General features: G+C 63.5%; 13 protein-coding genes. 2 read left to right on the plus strand and 11 right to left on the minus strand.

Annotated features, from left to right (window positions below):
- A partial coding sequence (locus ACLPJJ_RS01260; RefSeq protein WP_443588914.1) for a DUF3141 domain-containing protein occupies nt 1–1,730 on the plus strand: 1,730 nt, incomplete at its 5' end.
- 260 nt (nt 1,731–1,990) lie between these two features.
- Nucleotides 1,991–2,947: an MYG1 family protein gene (locus ACLPJJ_RS01265; RefSeq protein WP_443588915.1), complete on the plus strand. Its 957-nt coding sequence runs from the start codon at nt 1,991–1,993 to the stop codon at nt 2,945–2,947.
- A gap of 220 nt (nt 2,948–3,167) precedes the next feature.
- Here the strand turns inward: ACLPJJ_RS01265 and ACLPJJ_RS01270 are convergent, their stop codons facing one another.
- The 11 genes from ACLPJJ_RS01270 to ACLPJJ_RS01320 all read right to left on the minus strand — a co-directional run bounded on the left by ACLPJJ_RS01270 (nt 3,168) and on the right by ACLPJJ_RS01320 (nt 16,726).
- Nucleotides 3,168–4,205 carry a patatin-like phospholipase family protein gene (locus ACLPJJ_RS01270; RefSeq protein WP_443588916.1) on the minus strand — a complete coding sequence of 346 codons (1,038 nt, stop codon included), beginning with the start codon at nt 4,203–4,205 and terminating at the stop codon, nt 3,168–3,170.
- The gene (locus tag ACLPJJ_RS01275) at nt 4,202–6,325 is read right to left on the minus strand and encodes an adenylate/guanylate cyclase domain-containing protein (protein WP_443588917.1); all 2,124 of its coding nucleotides are present in this window, start codon (nt 6,323–6,325) and stop codon (nt 4,202–4,204) included. Before ACLPJJ_RS01275 ends, ACLPJJ_RS01270 begins: the two co-directional genes overlap by 4 nt.
- Complete coding sequence (locus ACLPJJ_RS01280; protein ID WP_443588919.1) at nt 6,322–7,182, minus strand: hypothetical protein; 861 nt, start codon at nt 7,180–7,182, stop codon at nt 6,322–6,324. The genes ACLPJJ_RS01275 and ACLPJJ_RS01280 overlap by 4 nt, the downstream gene beginning before the upstream one ends.
- A gap of 103 nt (nt 7,183–7,285) precedes the next feature.
- Nucleotides 7,286–8,107 (minus strand): enoyl-ACP reductase FabI, encoded by an 822-nt coding sequence (gene fabI, locus ACLPJJ_RS01285; RefSeq protein ID WP_443588920.1) that lies wholly within the window; start codon nt 8,105–8,107, stop codon nt 7,286–7,288.
- Nucleotides 8,098–9,333, minus strand: a complete 1,236-nt coding sequence (locus ACLPJJ_RS01290; protein ID WP_443588921.1) for an acetate/propionate family kinase — start codon at nt 9,331–9,333, stop codon at nt 8,098–8,100. Before ACLPJJ_RS01290 ends, fabI begins: the two co-directional genes overlap by 10 nt.
- Before the next feature lie 19 nt (nt 9,334–9,352).
- Nucleotides 9,353–10,789 carry a bifunctional enoyl-CoA hydratase/phosphate acetyltransferase gene (locus tag ACLPJJ_RS01295; protein ID WP_443588922.1) on the minus strand — a complete coding sequence of 479 codons (1,437 nt, stop codon included), beginning with the start codon at nt 10,787–10,789 and terminating at the stop codon, nt 9,353–9,355.
- Nucleotides 10,789–12,999, minus strand: a complete 2,211-nt coding sequence (locus ACLPJJ_RS01300; protein WP_443588923.1) for a DUF3141 domain-containing protein — start codon at nt 12,997–12,999, stop codon at nt 10,789–10,791. Before ACLPJJ_RS01300 ends, ACLPJJ_RS01295 begins: the two co-directional genes overlap by 1 nt.
- A 157-nt stretch (nt 13,000–13,156) precedes the next feature.
- On the minus strand, nt 13,157–14,161 hold the full coding sequence (pstS, locus tag ACLPJJ_RS01305) for a phosphate ABC transporter substrate-binding protein PstS (RefSeq protein WP_443588924.1): 1,005 nt from the start codon (nt 14,159–14,161) through the stop codon (nt 13,157–13,159).
- A gap of 19 nt (nt 14,162–14,180) precedes the next feature.
- Nucleotides 14,181–14,861 (minus strand): 3-oxoacid CoA-transferase subunit B, encoded by a 681-nt coding sequence (locus tag ACLPJJ_RS01310; RefSeq protein ID WP_443588925.1) that lies wholly within the window; start codon nt 14,859–14,861, stop codon nt 14,181–14,183.
- Complete coding sequence (locus ACLPJJ_RS01315; RefSeq protein ID WP_443588926.1) at nt 14,858–15,514, minus strand: 3-oxoacid CoA-transferase subunit A; 657 nt, start codon at nt 15,512–15,514, stop codon at nt 14,858–14,860. The genes ACLPJJ_RS01310 and ACLPJJ_RS01315 overlap by 4 nt, the downstream gene beginning before the upstream one ends.
- A gap of 132 nt (nt 15,515–15,646) precedes the next feature.
- Nucleotides 15,647–16,726, minus strand: coding sequence for an IS630 family transposase (locus tag ACLPJJ_RS01320; protein WP_443588927.1), 1,080 nt, complete (start codon nt 16,724–16,726; stop codon nt 15,647–15,649).
- Nucleotides 16,727–16,787 lie beyond the last annotated feature (61 nt).

A 16,787-nucleotide genomic window follows, 5' to 3' on the forward strand; every position in this document is an offset into this window, starting at 1 on the left:
CCGATCTCGTGGGGCCGATCCTCATCGCGGGGGCGCCGCTCTCCTACTGGGCCGGCGTGCGCGGCAAAAATCCCATGCGCTATCTCGGCGGCCTGCTGGGCGGGAGCGTTCTTGCCCGCATGACGAGCGATTTGGGCAACGGCACCTTCGACGGCGCCTGGCTGATCGCAAATTTTGACGCTGGCAACCCCGCCAATACCTTCTGGGGCAAGGAGTACAGCGTCTGGGCGAATCCGGAGGAGCAGGAAGGGCGCTATCTTCAGTTCGAGAAATGGTGGGGCGACTTCATCATGCTGCGCGGCGAAGAGCTGCAATACATGGTCGACAACCTGTTCATCGGCAACAAGCTTTCGACGGGGCAGCTGGTCACGAGCGATGGCATCCGCCTCGACCTGCGTGAGATCAGATCGCCGATCGTCTGTTTCTGCTCGCAAGGGGACAACATCACGCCGCCGCAGCAGGCGCTTGATTGGATCCTCGATAATTACGAGAGCGTGGATGAAATCCGGCAGGCCGGTCAGACCATCCTCTACTGCCTGAACCAGAAGGTCGGGCATCTGGCGATCTTTGTGGGCACCGCAGTGGCCGCGCGGGAGCACGCGGAGTTCATGAACTATATGGACCTCATCGATGCCATGCCGCCCGGACTCTACGAGATCGTCATCAGCGATAAGCCGGTGGACGCGGCGGCAAGCTCAGGAGGTGTCGGCGGCTACGATATGCGCATCGAGGCGCGCGGGCTCGAGGATATCCGCGCCTTGGGGTGCAATTCGATCGATGACGAGCGCGAGTTTGCGGCGGTCGCCCACGTGTCGGAGCTCAATAACAGGCTCTATGAAACCTTCGTTCAACCCTGGGTCAAGGCGATTACAAGCCCGCAGCTTGCGCGCGTCACGCGGGAGTTGCATCCGCTGCGTCTGGGCTATTCGATCTTTTCCGACAAGAACCCGCTGATGCGCACGGTGGCGCCTCTGGCCGAGCAGGCCCGCGCCAAGCGTGCGCCCGTGGCGCCGGACAATCCGTTCGTCGCCATGCAGGAGCAGGTCTCGCAAGCGATGACACAGGCGCTGGACCGCTATGGCGAGATGCGGGACCAGTTCAACGAGCAGCTCTTCCATACGATCTACGGTTCGCCCCTGGTCCAGACCTTGTGCGGGATCTCGAAGAATGAGGAATCGCTGCGCCAGCGCCCCGGGCGCTCGCCCTCGACAAAGGCGGCGCTGGAGGCGGAGATCCACCGCCTGAAAGGGCGGATTGCCGAGGGCGGCAAGCTCGAGGCGGCGGCGCGGATTGTCGTCTATCTGAGCAAGGCGCACGATCTCGTCGAGGCGCGTTGCTTCGATGCCCTGCAAGGGCTGCTGGCAGCACATCCAGAAGTCAGCTTCGCCCGCTTCAAGGAGGCTGTGCGCGAGCAGTGGGCGATTCTGACGATCGACGAGCGTGCGGCGATTGACGCATTGCCGCAGCTGCTGCCCGCGGACATGGACGAACGCCGCAAGATGTTCGACAAGCTCATGTTGATCGTGGCGGTGGCGGGCCATGCCGATGCGGATGTCCAGCGCCGGGTGAGTGAAATCGAGCAGATGCTCGTTGGTCAGGCCGCCGCGCCCGCCGCGCAAATCCCGGCCGAGCCTACCGTAGCGGACAGCACGCCCCCGGTTGCGGAGCCGGTGCCGGTGAAGGCGGACACGGCGCCCAGAAAGCGCGTCCCCGCCAACCGGCAGAGCTAGAGTGTGATCGGAACGGGCTGAACCTGATCTGGTTCAGCCCGTTCCCGCACAAAACTTCCCCTGCTTTAAGACGAATCGGCGCTCATCGCAGCTAAATTACGGCTGCGATAAGTGCGGTCCTTATGTGTGTCTTGGTGGGTGAGGGGCTGGCAGTGGCCAGTTTTCCCAGGGCGGGTGCTGGACGCATCCATCCCAACTGAGTACGGCAATTCGGTCCGCCCCCCCCAGCGTACCATGAAATAACTGCATTGGACCCACGTATGACCGTTGCCCACCGTCGCCCCCTGCTCGTCACCCATAGCGGCAAGTTTCATTGCGACGAGGTCTTCGCCTACGCCGTGCTGCGCCTCGCGCTGGATTTGCATCAGCCCGGCGTGGATCATACGCTGCTGCGGACGCGCAAGCCGGAGCTCATCGAGAGCGGGGATATCGTCTGGGATGTCGGCAGCGTGTTCGACGCGGCGCAGAACCGCTTCGACCACCACCAACGCGGCGCTCCGGTGCGCCCCGACGAAACACCATTCTCTTCCGCAGGGCTGGTTTGGCAGTCTTATGGAGAGCGCGCCGTTGCGGCACTGCTCCGCCCCAGCGACGCCGAGACCTTCGCGGCTGCCATCGCGGCAGAGCTCGATGACATCCTGGTTCGGCGGATCGACGAGATAGACAACGGCGTGTCCGCAACGGGCCCGGTCAAACGCGACACACTTGGCCTGGCTTCGATTGTCGGCGAGTTCAATCCGACATGGGACGACCCGGCCGCAACCGGGCCGCAAGCTGGCGACGATGCCTTTTTGGAGGCAACGGCGCTGGTGATCGCCATGCTGCGCCGCCGCGTCGATAATCTGCGGGCGCGTCTGGTGGCCGAGGCAACCGTGCTGGCTGCCCATCAGGCTGGCGACGATCCACGCCTGCTCATCCTTGAGACTGGCATGCCGTGGAAAAACGCGGTGTTCACGCATGAGCTGCCGGTGCTTTTTGCTGTCTCGCCCGCCTCCAACGGAAACTGGATGATCGATACAATGCCCCCCGAACCGGGTTCCTTTGAGCAGCGCCTTGCCCTGCCCGAAAGCTGGGCCGGGCTTCAGGCTGAGGAACTGGCACAAGAAACCGGCGTTGCCGACGCGGTTTTCGTCCATGTGCGCCGTTTCGTCGGGGCGGCAAAGTCCCGCGCCGGCGCTGTCGAGCTGGCGTGCAAGGCGCTCGACATGGCGGAATGAGAGCCCCTTACAAAACCCTACTATGCCGGCCGCCTGGCACCGCATTTCTGCGCTCCGGTGCTCACGTACTTTAACGTACGCTCCGCTCCGGTGCTCAAAAAAACGGTACCACTCGGCTCGGCCTAGCGGGTTTTGAAAGGGACTCTAAGACAGATCGGCCGGGCGGCGGAGCCATGTGCGGCCGCCGCTCGGCTTGCCGGTCAGGGCCTATGAGGCAGAGTTAAAAGAATTTTTTCTCTATGTCGGTGCTTGAACGATTGCCGATGTCATCGAAATGCGCGGCAAGAAACGCGTCGGCCTTAGCCACGCCAAGCGCGTATAATTCCCGTAAAAACTCCTTATCCGCGTTGAATTTTGACGAGGCATTGAGGGCGCCGAGTTCCTCCTCCGCATCGATCGTGTGGATATAGATCCTGAGAAACCGGTCCTGCGATAATTCGCCACGGTCGATCAAGTCGGTGACAAACTTGATCATGCGCATTTCCCGCATCAGCGATGAATTGAAAGAGAGCGTATTAATGCGGTCGAGGATGCCGCGCACATCCTTCGGCAGGCCAGGAATATTGATCGGATTGAGTTGAACGATCAGCACGTCTGGGCCGCCACCCATGTAGATCAGCGGAAAGATCGGCGGATTGCCGCAATAGCCGCCATCCCAATAGTGCTGGCCGTCAATTTCCACCGCATGGAACATCATGGGCAGGCAAGCCGAGGCCATGATGGTGTCAACCGTGACCTCATGCCTCTCGAACACGCGGATCCGGCCGGTCATGACATTGGTGGCGCTGATGAAAAGGGCGGGCTCTGTGCCTTGCCGCAACCCCGCGAAATCGACCGTCTTTTCCAGTACTTGCTGTAACGGGTTGAAGGCAGCCGGGTTGAGTTCGTAAGGGGAGAACACCTTGTTCAGGACATCCACAACCTGCCACAAAGGGGAAAAATCCATATTTCCCGATCCCAGCATGCGGTCGAGAAGGCTTGGCTGCAAGGGGGAGAAAGCCGCCAGGTCCGCGACCTCTTCCCAGAATATGCGCAGCTCACGCCGGGCAAATTCAGGACCGCCGCGCACCAGCCCGTCCACCAGCACGGCGGCGTTCATCGCGCCCGCGCTGGTGCCAACGACAGCCTCGATTTCCAGACGCGGATCGGCGAGCAGCCGGTCGAGAACGCCCCAGGTGAAGGCGCCGTGGGAGCCGCCGCCCTGCAAGGCAATCTTGATCCGCTTGCGCTCATTCGGCACTGGCGGGGCTTCTGTCATTTAACATCCATCCTTACCAAAGGTGACCAGCCGGGGGCGGCTTTGGCCCCGGCCGTCGAGAGGCGCTGGGTGTAGACCGCCGCGAGGGGAAACGTGCCGATGCGCTGGACCCTCTCGAGCGCCGCCCGCGCCGCGGCAAAGTCGCCGTTTCGGTAGGCCGCCACGCAATCCTCCCACGCGTCCAGCGAGGCGAGATCGGACTCCTTCGCCTGCAACGCCGGCGCTGCTGTTGTGTCGGCGATGCCGAGAAGCTCATGCACCGGCATCGGCATGGCGGAGCCTTTCAGGATGACAATATCTGCCGGACGGAACACGAAGCCTGGGCCTGCAGCCACCCTCGTCGCCTCACTGACCAGGATCTGCGTGCCGTAGAGCTTGTTCAGCCCCTCCATCCGGTTGGCAAGGTTCACCATCGCCCCCATCGCCGTGTAGGTCATCCGGTCGCTGGAGCCGACATTGCCAACCACCGCCTCGCCGGTATGAACGCCAAAGCGGGTAGACAGGGCTGGCCAGCCACGCGCGGTGAACTCGCCAGCCAGCCGCAAGGTTACGGCGCGGGCGCGCAACGTGGCGGTGCATGCATGAGCGGCATGAAGCGGGTCGCGCCTGGGGGCATTCCAGAACGCCATGACCGAATCGCCGATATATTTGTCGATCGTCCCGTGCGCGGCGAGCAACTCGCGCGTCACCGCCTCGAAATAGGCGGAGGCGATATTTGTGAGCTCAACCGGGTCGAGCCTTTCTGCGATGGTCGTGAAGCCCTGGATATCGCTGAACATCACGCTCAAGGCGACGCGCTCGCCGCCCAGCCGCGGCTCGATGCCCGCGGCCAGGAATTGATGCACCAGATCGCGCGGCAAATAGACAGTGAAACTGGTCAGTGTCGCCTTCATCGCCGCGATCGCCTCGGTCAGGCGCTCTACCTCGGTGATCCGGCTCCGCAAGTTCAGCGGCGCCGTGAGTTCCAGCCGCCGGATTGCCTGGGCCTCGCGCGTCAGCACGCCAAGCGGCTTGGCGATGCGCCAGGACATCAGGGCGATGGCGCCGAACCCGGCCATGAATGCGCCCAGTGCGAACAATGTGCCTTGCCGTACCGCGTCATCGACCGGTGCCGTAAAGTCGCTGCGCGGCGCCACAACGGCCACCAGCACGGGCGGGTTTTCCAGTGTTTCCACAGGCTCCAGCCTCGCCAGCATGGCGATGCCATCAACGTCGAGCTGTGCGCTCTGGCCAGGCAGCAGTTCACTGCTGGCATAGGCATACCAGACAGCCTCCAGAACCGGGTCCTGAGAGTCTTGCAGGGTTGTCCAGCTGACACGTCCGTGTACCGCCGCGCGCACGACACGCGCGGCGTCAGGATGGGCAAGCAGGATGCCGAGATCGCTGAACAGGAAGGCGGTGCTATGCGGCGTGACTTGTTGAGCCCTGAGAAAATCGCTGAGACTTCCTAGCGTGACGTCGAGCGCGATGACGCCGTCGCCAGCCAAGGGACTGCTGACGCTGAGGCCGACTTGCCGCGTCAAGCTCAGCACATAGGGGGTCGAGACATATACGCCGGGCGCCCGGGCCTGCAGGTACCATTGTGTGCCGCGTGGATCGGCGGGGCGGCCGAACGCCGCACCGGAAATCACGCTCCGATCAGCCGCCAGGAACAGCCAGGATTTCGCGGCATCACCGGGCCGGCTGAAGCAGAGAACATAGGCCGCGCGAGACGGCAGCGGCGGCATCGCGGCGGCGGGCACCAGGCCTACCGGCGCCGCCTGCAGTAGCGTGCCATCTGGCCACGCTGCCGACACGGTGCGGATTTCCGGCTCATCCGACAGTACGGACAGCAGTTTCGTACCTGCCTGTGCATTGGCGGGCCTGTCGCCTATGCCGGTAGTGGCAACCTCGCGGATGAGCACCAGAACCGGCTGCACCAGCGCATTGGTCCGTGCCGCCACCGTGGAGGCGGTTTCCGCCAGACTGACATCGGCTGTTGCTATGGCGGCCTGCTCGGCCGTGCTGCGAAAGCCAAACACCGCCACGCTGAGAATGACGGTAAAGATCAGGGTAAAGGCAATTAGGATGGTGACGGTGAAGCTGAGACTGGGCCGGAACAACGCAGGCTTGGACATCATACCGCCGCCACCGCCGCACGGTAATGCGCGCAGGCTTCACCGGGCGGCATGGCATCCAGCCGCCTGGCGCCCGCTTCCGGATCGCCATCTCCCAGGTCGGCCATGGCCGCGAGCTGTGCCGCGATGCCAGCCTCCAGCCCCAAATTCCGCGCAGCCTCGGTCATTGGCCGCTGCGCGCGCAGCCACTGCAGCCGCCCGGCGAAACTGTCAGGGGGAGGCGCGGCATTGCCCCCGGCGGCACGGACTTCGCGGGCGAAGGCCTGGCTCAGCCGCCAGCCCAGCTCAGGCGTGAGGCTGGCGAACACGTCTGCCTCACGCGCCAGCCGGCAGAGCATGCTGTCCTCATCCAAACCCGCGGCGGCGCGCGATGGATCTGTCGCAACAATGACCTGGCGGATCTGGTCCTGGACGGTCTGATCCAGCCCTGCCTGTGCCGCCAGGGCTGCGGTAAGCGCGGCGGAGCGGGCTTCCAGCGTGCCGGGGGGCGGTATTGAACCATCGTGCTGCAGGTCATGCCCCGCCATGGCCAGGATGCCGGCAACGGCATGTCCGGCGTCGAGCTGGCCAAGGCGGAGAGCCTCGGCGCACAGCCAACCCATGGCCAGAGTAGCCTCTGCCTGGTGGTGATGATCGTGATAATCGGGTTCGCCGCCTGGCGGGAACGAGGCCGCGTGCGCTTCGACGGCCCGGGCAATGAGAGCCGCCGCCTCAGCGACCCCGGGTGGCAGCCCTTGGCCGCGCAGCACCATTCCGAGCGCTTGGGTGAGCGCCGCCCCCATGTCTGCCGGCCGGGCGCGGAGGTGGACCAACTCTGCCTCCGCCCGCTGCAAGGCTGCGCCTGGCGTGCTAGCCGTCATTTTCAACACCCGGAGGAATGTTTGATGCCGTACCGTGCCTATATAGGCACGCAGCGCCGCGGATGCATGGCCGACACCAAACTATCATGCAAAGCCTTCGGGCTTATGCCATGTTATGCAATCCCGCATCGACAAAGACCGTTTCGCCCGTCAGCCCGGAGGCCGAGCCGCCTACGAGGAAGGCGACAACGCGGCCGACCTCGGCGATGTCCACCAGGCGGTGGGCAGGGGTGCGGGTAACGGCGGCGTCGATCAGCTCGTCGAACTGGGAAATGCCGCTGGAGGCGCGGGTATTCAGCGGGCCGGGCGAGACGGCATAAACCCGGATGCCCTTCGATCCCAGCTCGGAGGCCAGGTAACGGGTGGTGGCCTGCAGCGCCGCCTTTACTGGCCCCATGACGTTGTAGTGGTTCACCACCTTGTCGGCGCCATAATAGCTCATCGTCAGCAGCGCACCGCCATTGGTCATCAGCGGTTCGGCCAGTCGCGCCATCTCGATGAAAGAGTAGCAGGACACATACATCGCCTGCTCGAAGCCGTGGCGCGAGCAATCGACGACGCGGCCGTGCAGGTCCTCGCGTGGCGCGAAAGCAATGGAGTGCAGCACGAAATCAAGCCGCCCCCAGCGGGTGCGGATTTCGTCGAACACTGCCTCCAGCTGGCCGGGCTGTTCGACATCGAGCGGCATGATGATGTCCGCCTCGAGATGTTCCGCCAGCGGGCGGACATATTTTTCCGCTTTTTCGTTCAGATAAGTGACCGCGACATCAGCGCCGAACGCGCGCAGCTTGTCGGCGCAGCCATAGGCTATGGAATCTCCATTGGCGACACCGACAATAAGGCCCTTCAGCCCCTTCAGCATATCGCCGATGCGGGTATCCGGATCCCAGGCGATCGGCAGGGTGTCGTGGGGATTTAGGGGCATGCAAGACTTTCCTGTAAGGCGAGGGTAGGTGACGGTTCGGACGGCGTGGCGCCGGCGAGGGCATCGAGCGTGTGCCGGGCGATCATCGCTTCCTCATTGGTCTGGATGATGAACACTTTCACGCGCGAACGTTCGGAAGAGATGACCTGACGATTGGCACGGTTGGCTTCGCGGTCAAGCTCCACGCCGATCCATTCCATGCCCTCCAGCACGCGCTCGCGTACGCGCCAGGCATTCTCGCCAATGCCGCCGCAGAATACGATGGCATCAAGCCCCTTCAGCACCGCCGCGAGACCGCCGAGCTCGCGCCGGATGCGGAAGACGAAATATTCGATGGCCTGGCGCGCTTCTGGCGTATCCGCCGCTTCCAGCTCGCGCATGTCTGCGGAGAGGCCGGAGAGACCTTTGAGGCCGGACTCCTTGTACAGCATGTCGGACAGGGCCTCCGGCGTCAGCCCCTTGGTCTGCAGGAGATACAGCAGGACGCCAGGGTCGACTTGGCCGCAACGCGTGCCCATCGGCAGGCCGTCAAGCGCGGTAAAGCCCATGGAGCTGGCGATGGAGAGCCCGTCGCGGATGGCGCACATGGAGGCACCATTGCCCAGATGCGCCACGACGACGCGCCCGGCCGCGTGCAGCGGCGAGATGTCGGCCAGCTTGCCGCAGACATATTCGTAGGAGAGGCCGTGGAAGCCGTAGCGGCGCACCCCCTCGTCATACAGCTCGCGCGGCAGGGCGAAAGTGTCGTTGACGAACGGATGCGCGCGGTGGAAGGCGGTGTCGAAGCACGCCACCTGCTGCACATGCGGCCAAGCCTCCTGCGCCGCGAGGATGCCGGCGATGTTGTGCGGCTCATGCAGCGGCGCCAGCGGGATCAGCGTGTGCAGATAATCCAGCACCTCCGGTGTCACGACCGTCGGGGTGCTGTAGCGTAACCCGCCATGCACCACGCGATGCCCGGCGGCAACCACCTGTGCATCAGGAAAGGCGGCGCGGCGCCAAGCCAGCACACGGCGCAGCGCATCGGTGTGGAAGCCCCCCTCGGCCGGCTCCCAGCTTTCCTCATGGGTCACAACCCCGGCGCCGTCCCGCACCTTCATGTGCCGGGTGTCGCCGGTTTTCTCCACCAGCCCAATGGCGAGGGCCTGAGGCTCGCCATGGTCGAGCTCAAACAAAGCGAATTTGATGGAGGATGAACCAGCGTTCAGCGTCATGACATGCGACATGGCGGGAGCCTCTATGAGGTTAGGCGGCGGGGGCGGGCGGCACGGCGCTCTGCCCCGTGCGCAGCCAGGATTCGTACAGCACCGCGGTGACACAGGAGAACAGCCGCGCCGTGGCGTCGTCGGCACGGCTGGTCAGCAGCACGGGAACCGAGGCGCCGAGCACGATGCCTGCGCCTTCCGCCTGAGCCGCGTAGGTGAGTTCCTTGGCCAGGATGTTGCCGGCTTCCAGATTGGGCACAACCAGGATATCCGCCCGTCCCGCGACCGAGGAGATCAGCCCCTTGGTCTTGGCCGCCGCCAGGCTGATCGCGTTGTCCATCGCCAGCGGACCGTCGACGATGCCGCCATGGATCTGTCCGCGCTCGGCCATCTTGGCGAGCGCCGCCGCATCCAGCGTAGCCGGCATCTTCGGGTTCACCACCTCCACCGCCGCCAGAACGCCAACCTTCGGCACCGGGATGCCCAGTGCCAAGGCGAGGTCGATGGCGTTTTGCGTGATATCAACCTTGTCTTCCAGCGTCGGCGCGATGTTGATCGCGGCATCCGTCACCAGCAGCAGGTCGTGCAGGTGAGGAACGTCCATGACGAAGACATGGCTGATGCGACGGCTGCCGCGCAACCCGCCCTGGGATTTGACGACATGTTTCAGAAGCACGTCCGTATGCAGATTGCCTTTCATCACCGCGGCGGCGCGGCCCTCATGCACCAGCTCCACGGCGCGTGCGGCGGCGAGATCGTGGCTAGCGATGTCGATGATCTCCACATCGCCGAGTACGGCATTATGCGCGGCGGCAACGGCGCGGATTTTCGCCGCGTCGCCAACCAGGATCGGCGTGATCAGCCCGGCCTGCATCGCCTCCAGCGGGCCAAGCAGCGAACTCTCATCCTCCGGGCTGACCACGGCGGTCGGCATGGGCGGCAGGGCCTTGCAGGCGGCGAGCAGCCGCGTGACATGGCGGTGCCGGGCGATGGTGATGTCCGGCACCGCGGCGTCCCCAATCTTCTGGCGCTCGGCGGGCGGGCAGACTTCCGCCTTGCCATCCACCAGGATCTCCTCGCCGCGGAAAATCTGCGTGCGCAGAACGATCGTCGCCGGCGGGCGCTTCTCGGTCACCTGCACGGTTACGTTCAGGTCATCGCCCGCATGGGCGCGGCCCAGAAAGCGCAGATCCTGCGCTTCGTAGAGCGTTCCCGGCCCCGGCAGCAGATTGCCGAGAATCGCCGAGAACAGAGAACCGAGCCACATGGAGGGCGCAGGATGTTGCCCGGCATCCCCGGTTTCGCCGGACGCCGGCAAATGCATCGGATTGAGATTGCCGCTGGCATGGGCAAACACATAAATATCGTCCGGCGTGACGGTGCGGCGGATCGACACAGTGTCGCCGACCGCCACGTCGTCGAAGGTCTTGCTGAAGGCGGGGGGCGGGTTCTGCGGGGCGTCGGCGTCAAGCGGCATTACACTGTTTCCTTGGTCTGGACTTTAGGTTTCGCCAGAAAAATGGCCTCAATTGTCGCCAGCCGTTCCGCCGTGCGCGGCGAAAGCGTGCCTACGACGTTGGCGACACGGAGGACCGCCTTCAACAATTTCTGCCGCTCCTCAAATGATTCCGGCAGCAGATCAGGCAGGGTCTTCAGAGCCGCTTCCTGGTTCCAGCCATTGATCAGCGCCTGCGTGCGCAGCGCCTGCTTGAACTGGCTGAAGGTGAGGCGGTGGGCATCATCGAGCTCGGCCTGGTATTCCGCCAGCGATTTGAAGGCGCGGTCGTCAACCACGCGCTCGGCGCGGTGGATATAATTCACCGACCGCAGCAGGGCCTCCACCGGTCCGCCCTCGCTCAGCTTGTTCTGTAACTCGAATCGCAGTTTCGCAGCGGCCGCCTCGCGCATCACGCTGCGGCCCAGGCGCTGGTGCGGTACCGTGTTGGAGCCGAGCAGCCCTGTTGCCGCCTGCAGAGCAGGCGACCCGTAGATCGCGCGGAAGGTGGTCTCCTTCCAGATATCCAGCATCAGCCCGTAGGCTTTCAGTGAATTCTCGATCTGCACGGCGACGGCGTGCTCGATTTGCCGGAACGGATTGCCGTCATCCACGGGCTTGCGGTTCTGCTGGGCATCCTCCACCAGAGGCGCCAGCACCTGGCTCATCGGGTTCTTGTCGGACACGGCGGCATAACGCAGACGCTGCGGATTGTTCTGGCGGATCTTCTCCGCGATTTCCGGCGTGACGGCGGCCTGAACCAGCGGTTGCACGAAGGTGCGATAAAGTCCGTTGTTGATTTCCGACAACCGCGCCGCGGCGGCGAATTGCAGCTCATCCTCCGGAGAATTATGCCCAAGCGCGCGGATATGGTCGAGCGTGCGCACTTCCAGCCGGAACAGATAATTCCCGGTGATCATGTCAGTGTGCGCGGTGTGCACGCCGACATCCTCGATCACGGCCTCGTACAGGCCCGGCGGCATCAGATCGATCATGTCCATGCAGCTGGCGAATTCGCCATGTTCCTTCAGGGCGATCTTGCCGGAGACGAAAATGCCGAGATGTCCGATATTTTCATGGATCGAATAAATGATCGTCTGACCGTTGGCGACGATGTCGCTCTCATGCTCGTACAGGTCGAGCAGCCAGCCCAGCGCTTGCGGCGGCGGGGTGATGTCGTCACCCCAGGAGCAGAACACGACGATCGGCGAACGAATGTTGCGCAGATCCACGTGAACACCGTCCGACGTGAGCAACTGCCCCGAAGTGAGGCGGTTGCCGACGAAGAGGTTGTCGGCGATCCACTGCATTTCCTCGGCATTGAGCAATACGGGGTTGCCCCACCATTTCTCGAATTCCAGGAAGCGCTCAGCCTCTGTGTCGACTTTGTCGAACACGTTATAAGGCTTGCGGAACAGCGTGTTTGCTGGGTTCATGCTCTCGAAATTGCTGACCAGGCCGATGCCGTCAAAAATGCCGGCGCCGAGGTCGCCCGAGAGCGCGGTGAGCCATGTGCCGCCGAGCAGGCCGCCAAGATAGCGCAAAGGCGCTTTGCCGCGATTACCGGCCCAGTACGAGAGCGGCGCGCCCGCAATGAGGATCGGGCCGGCAAGTTCCGGCTTGATTGCGGCGGTCATCATGATTTGCCAGCCCGCCTGGCAGTTGCCGATCAGCGCCGGCAGCGATGGCGCCTGCGGATGCAGGCTGGACACCGTGCGGATGAACTCCGCCTCCGCCCGGCAGACATCCTCCACAGTCTGCCCCGGCACGGGACGAGTGGTGAAGCCGACGAAATAGCAAGGATGCCCAGCATGCAGCGCGGCGCCGATCTCGCTAGCCTTCTTCATGCCGCCGATGCCGGGGCCGTGCCCCGCGCGCGGATCGAACACGATAAATGGGCGCTTGGCAGGGTCCACGGTGACGCCGGCAGGCGGTTTGATGCGCAGCAGGCTGTAATTCACCGGGCGCGGCAGAGTGTGCCCATCGAGCACAAGCTCGGAGTCGAAGGTTAAAACGCTGGGAGCCGTGCGGGCGGTGGCTTCGCTCACCTCATTGCCGCGGCGGCGTAAGGTGTCCCAGAACAACAGGCTGCGCTGCGCCGCGTCGATCATGTAAGCCTGGGCATCGGCCAAGGCACTCAACGGCCCGCTGCCACCTGCAAGTTTCGCCCAGGGAGCGGGAAGGCCAGACAAAAAATTCTCTTGTCCAGCAAAGAAAGTTTTGCCGGCACCGTTGGTTACGGACATGTTGTGCCGCCTTCTTCTATGTTTGGGGTCTGTATTCTCTATTTCGTTGCCGTGCGGCTGGCAAGTTACAGAATCGGGAAGTTGCTGCCCCGATACGGCGGCCTTAATCCTGGATCTGTTTTTTCATCGTTGCCATGGCCGCATCCTGCACTGCCCGGGGTAGCGGTATGTAGTGCAGGCTGGCGGCGATATCCGCGCCATTCTTATAGGCCCAGGTAAAAAACCTGACGACATTGGCGCTCTGCGCCGGGTCGTCGGGATGCCTTGGGATCAGCACAAAGGTGGCGGACACGATGGGCCAACTCTCGGCGCCGGGCATGTTAATTATACTAACGGCAAAATCCTTCGCCGTCAGCCAATCCGCTTGTGCCGCTGCAGCCTGAAAGGCGGCGAGGGACGGCGATACGTAATAACCCGCTTGGTTGCGCAATTGCACGGTGATCAGGTTGTTCTGAAGAGCGTAGGTGCTTTCCACGTAGCCTACGGCGCCTGCGATTTCGCGGATGCTGGCCGCGACGCCGGCATTGCCCCTGGCCCCGAGCCCAGCGGGCCAGGACACCTCGGTCGCGGCGCCGACCGTACGTTTCCAGGCAGGGTTGATATCACAAAGGTACGAAGTCCAGACATAGGTCGTACCCGAACCATCCGCGCGATGCACCGGGGTGATCGCGAGATGCGGCAGAGTGAGGTCTGGATTGGCGGCGGCAATACCGGGGTCGTCCCACCATGTGACGGTGCCGGAGTAGATGCCAGCCAGTATTGTATCCGGCAGTTTGAGCTGATTCATCCCGATGCCGGGAATGTTCACGATGACCACGACCGCGCCCATCACCGTTGGCACCTGCAGCAGATCGGCCGCCGCCAGAGTGGCCGGGTCCATCGGCGCATCGGAGGCGCCGAAATCGACAGTGCGGTTGAGGATTTGCTCCTGTCCGCCGCCCGAACCGATCGCCTGATAGTCCAGTGTCACGCCGGTCGCCGGAGCGGCGGCTTCAGCCCATTTCTCGTAAAGCGGCGCCGGAAACGTTGCGCCCGCGCCGGATATCTGCTGTGCCATTGCCGCCAGCGGCGCCAGCACGGCAAATATCACGGCAGCGAAGCGGCACATGACCCGGGCCATTGCAGCTTTAGCCGGGCTGGTTCAGCGCCATTTCTGGCACGTCGCCATTAATCAGCAGCGGCGCGCCGGTCATGGCGATGATCTCCTCGACGCTCACCCCCGGCGCGCGCTCGCGCAGCGCCAGGCCTTCCGTCACAGGCTCAATCACCGCCATTTCAGTCACCACCAGGCTGACGCGCCGGGCCGCGGTTGGCGGCAGTGTCAGTTCAGGCACGATCTTGGAGACACCCTTCGCATGGTGCTGCATCGCCACGATCACCCGCCTTGCCCCGGCGACGAGGTCCATCGCCCCGCCCATGCCCGGCACCATCTTGCCCGGCACCATCCAGTTGGCCAGATGCCCGTGCTGATCCACCTGCAGCCCGCCCAGCACCGTCATCGCGAGATGGCCGCCGCGGATCAGCGCGAAGCTGAAGGCGCTGTCGAACGCCATGGCGCCCGGCAGCGCGGAGATGAAAGAGCCGCCCGAGTCGGTCAGGTCCGGATCCTCCATGCCCTCGGGTGGGGGGGCGCCAAAACCAATGATGCCGTTCTCACTCTGAAAGGCGACATTCATGCCTGCGGGCACGTAGCGCGCCACCATCGTCGGCAGGCCAATGCCGAGATTGACGAGCATGCCATCGTGCAGTTCCTGCGCCACCCGGCGGGCGATGATTTCCTTGGGATCCATGGCGGGATGCTCGCTCATTGTTTCGGCCTTTCCAGCAGATGCGTGACCAGAATGCCCGGCGTGCGCACGGCATCGGGCGGGATCATGCCAACGGGCACGATCTCGTTCGGCTCCGCGATGACACAATCGGCAGCCAGCGCCATAAGCGGGTTGAAATTGGTTGCGGTCAATTGATAGGTAAGGTTGCCGCTGTAATCGGCCTGGGCAGCGTGGATCAGCGCGAAATCGGCGCGCAAGGGTTTCTCCAGCAGGTAGGTCACCCCATCAACCTCGATCTGTTGCTTCCCCTCGGCCACCACGGTGCCGACGCCGGTGGGGGTCAGAAAGCCACCCAGGCCTGCCCCGCCAGCGCGCACCTGCTCGGCGAGCGTACCCTGGGGCACGAGGTCCACCTGCATCTCGCCGTCTATCATCTTTTTTTGGGTCACCGGGTTGGTGCCGATATGCGAGGCAATGACCCGGCTCACACAGCCGGCATCGATAAGCTTGCCGATGCCGACGCCAGGCCGGGCGGTATCATTGGCGATGACCGTGAGGCCGTGGGGCTGGCGCGCCACCAGAGCGTCAATGAGCCGGTGCGGCGAGCCAACACCCATGAAGCCCCCGATCATCAGCACCGCTCCATCCGGGATCAGTGAGGCGGCCTGAGTGCTGGATATGGCGTGGAGCATGAGGGGCACAACCTTAAGTAAAGAATGGTGTCTTGTTTGTATACGCTAGCACCCGGCTTGGCCAGTTCCGCATGTTGTTATTGTGAATTTCAGAGGGGGCGGGATGTCCGGCCCATCTGCCTTCCTTGGGCGCTAGTGTTCTGACTCCAACGCCTGTTTCCCTCGGCGGATCTTGACGAGGATATCGGCAGCCTTAGCGGCCCAGACGAACGGCTTGGGGTGATCGTTGTGCTCGGCGAGGTAGCTGTGGATGGCGATTTCCAGGTCGGTGACGCTCTTAAAGACGCCGCGGCGGATACGCTTGCGGGTGATCTCGGCGAAAAAGCGCTCGACGAGATTGAGCCACGACGACGAGGTTGGTGTAAAATGCAAACGGAACCGCGAGTGTAGCTCCAGCCACTTCTTGACCTCCGGATGCTTATGAGTGGCGTAGTTGTCTACGATTAAGTGCAGGTCGAGGTGTTTTGGTGTCCGGTCATCGATGACGCTCAGAAAGCGGATGAACTCCTGATGCCGATGTTGCTTCACGCAATGGCCGATGACTGTACCGTCGAGCACGTTGAGCGCCGCGAACAGTGTGGTCGTGCCATGCCGCTTGTAGTCGTGCGTCATGGTGCCGGCGCGGCCTTTCTTCAGCGGCAGCCCCGGTTGAGTGCGGTCGAGCGCTTGGATCTGGCTCTTTTCGTCCACCGACAGAACAAGTGCTTTGTCCGGCGGGTCCAGATACAGGCCGACAATATCGACAAGCTTTTCCTCGAAGGCCGGATCATTGGACAGTTTGAAGGTGCGTACCTGATGCGGTTTCAACCCATGCGCCTGCCAGATCTTCTGCACGGAACTGACGGCGATGCCTACTGCCTTGGCCATCGCCCGGGCCGTCCAGTGGGTCGCCGCCGGCGGTTTCTCTGTCGTCGTTTTGGTCACCACCTGCCGAATGACCGACGCCGCCAGCGGCTTCTTGCCGGGCGGGCGCGTCTTGTCACGCAACAGGCCATCCACGCCCTCAGTGGCAAACCGTGCCTGCCAGCGCCACACCGTCGGCTTCGACCGCCCAGTCCGGCGCATGATCTGTGCCGTCCCCATGCCATCTGCGCTCAACAGCACAATCTGCGCCCGCCACACATGCTTCTGCGGCGTCATGCGTGCCGCCACCAGTTTCTCAAGCCGCACCCGATCCTCAGGCGAAAGCTGGATCTCCTCGTCGGTCCTCATGAATACCGACTCGCACATCTCGCCAAGTTAGGGAATCATCCGTCTCGGTCAGAACACTAGG

It is taken from the genome of Acidocella sp. (assembly GCF_052326845.1).
Classification (GTDB): domain Bacteria; phylum Pseudomonadota; class Alphaproteobacteria; order Acetobacterales; family Acetobacteraceae; genus Acidocella.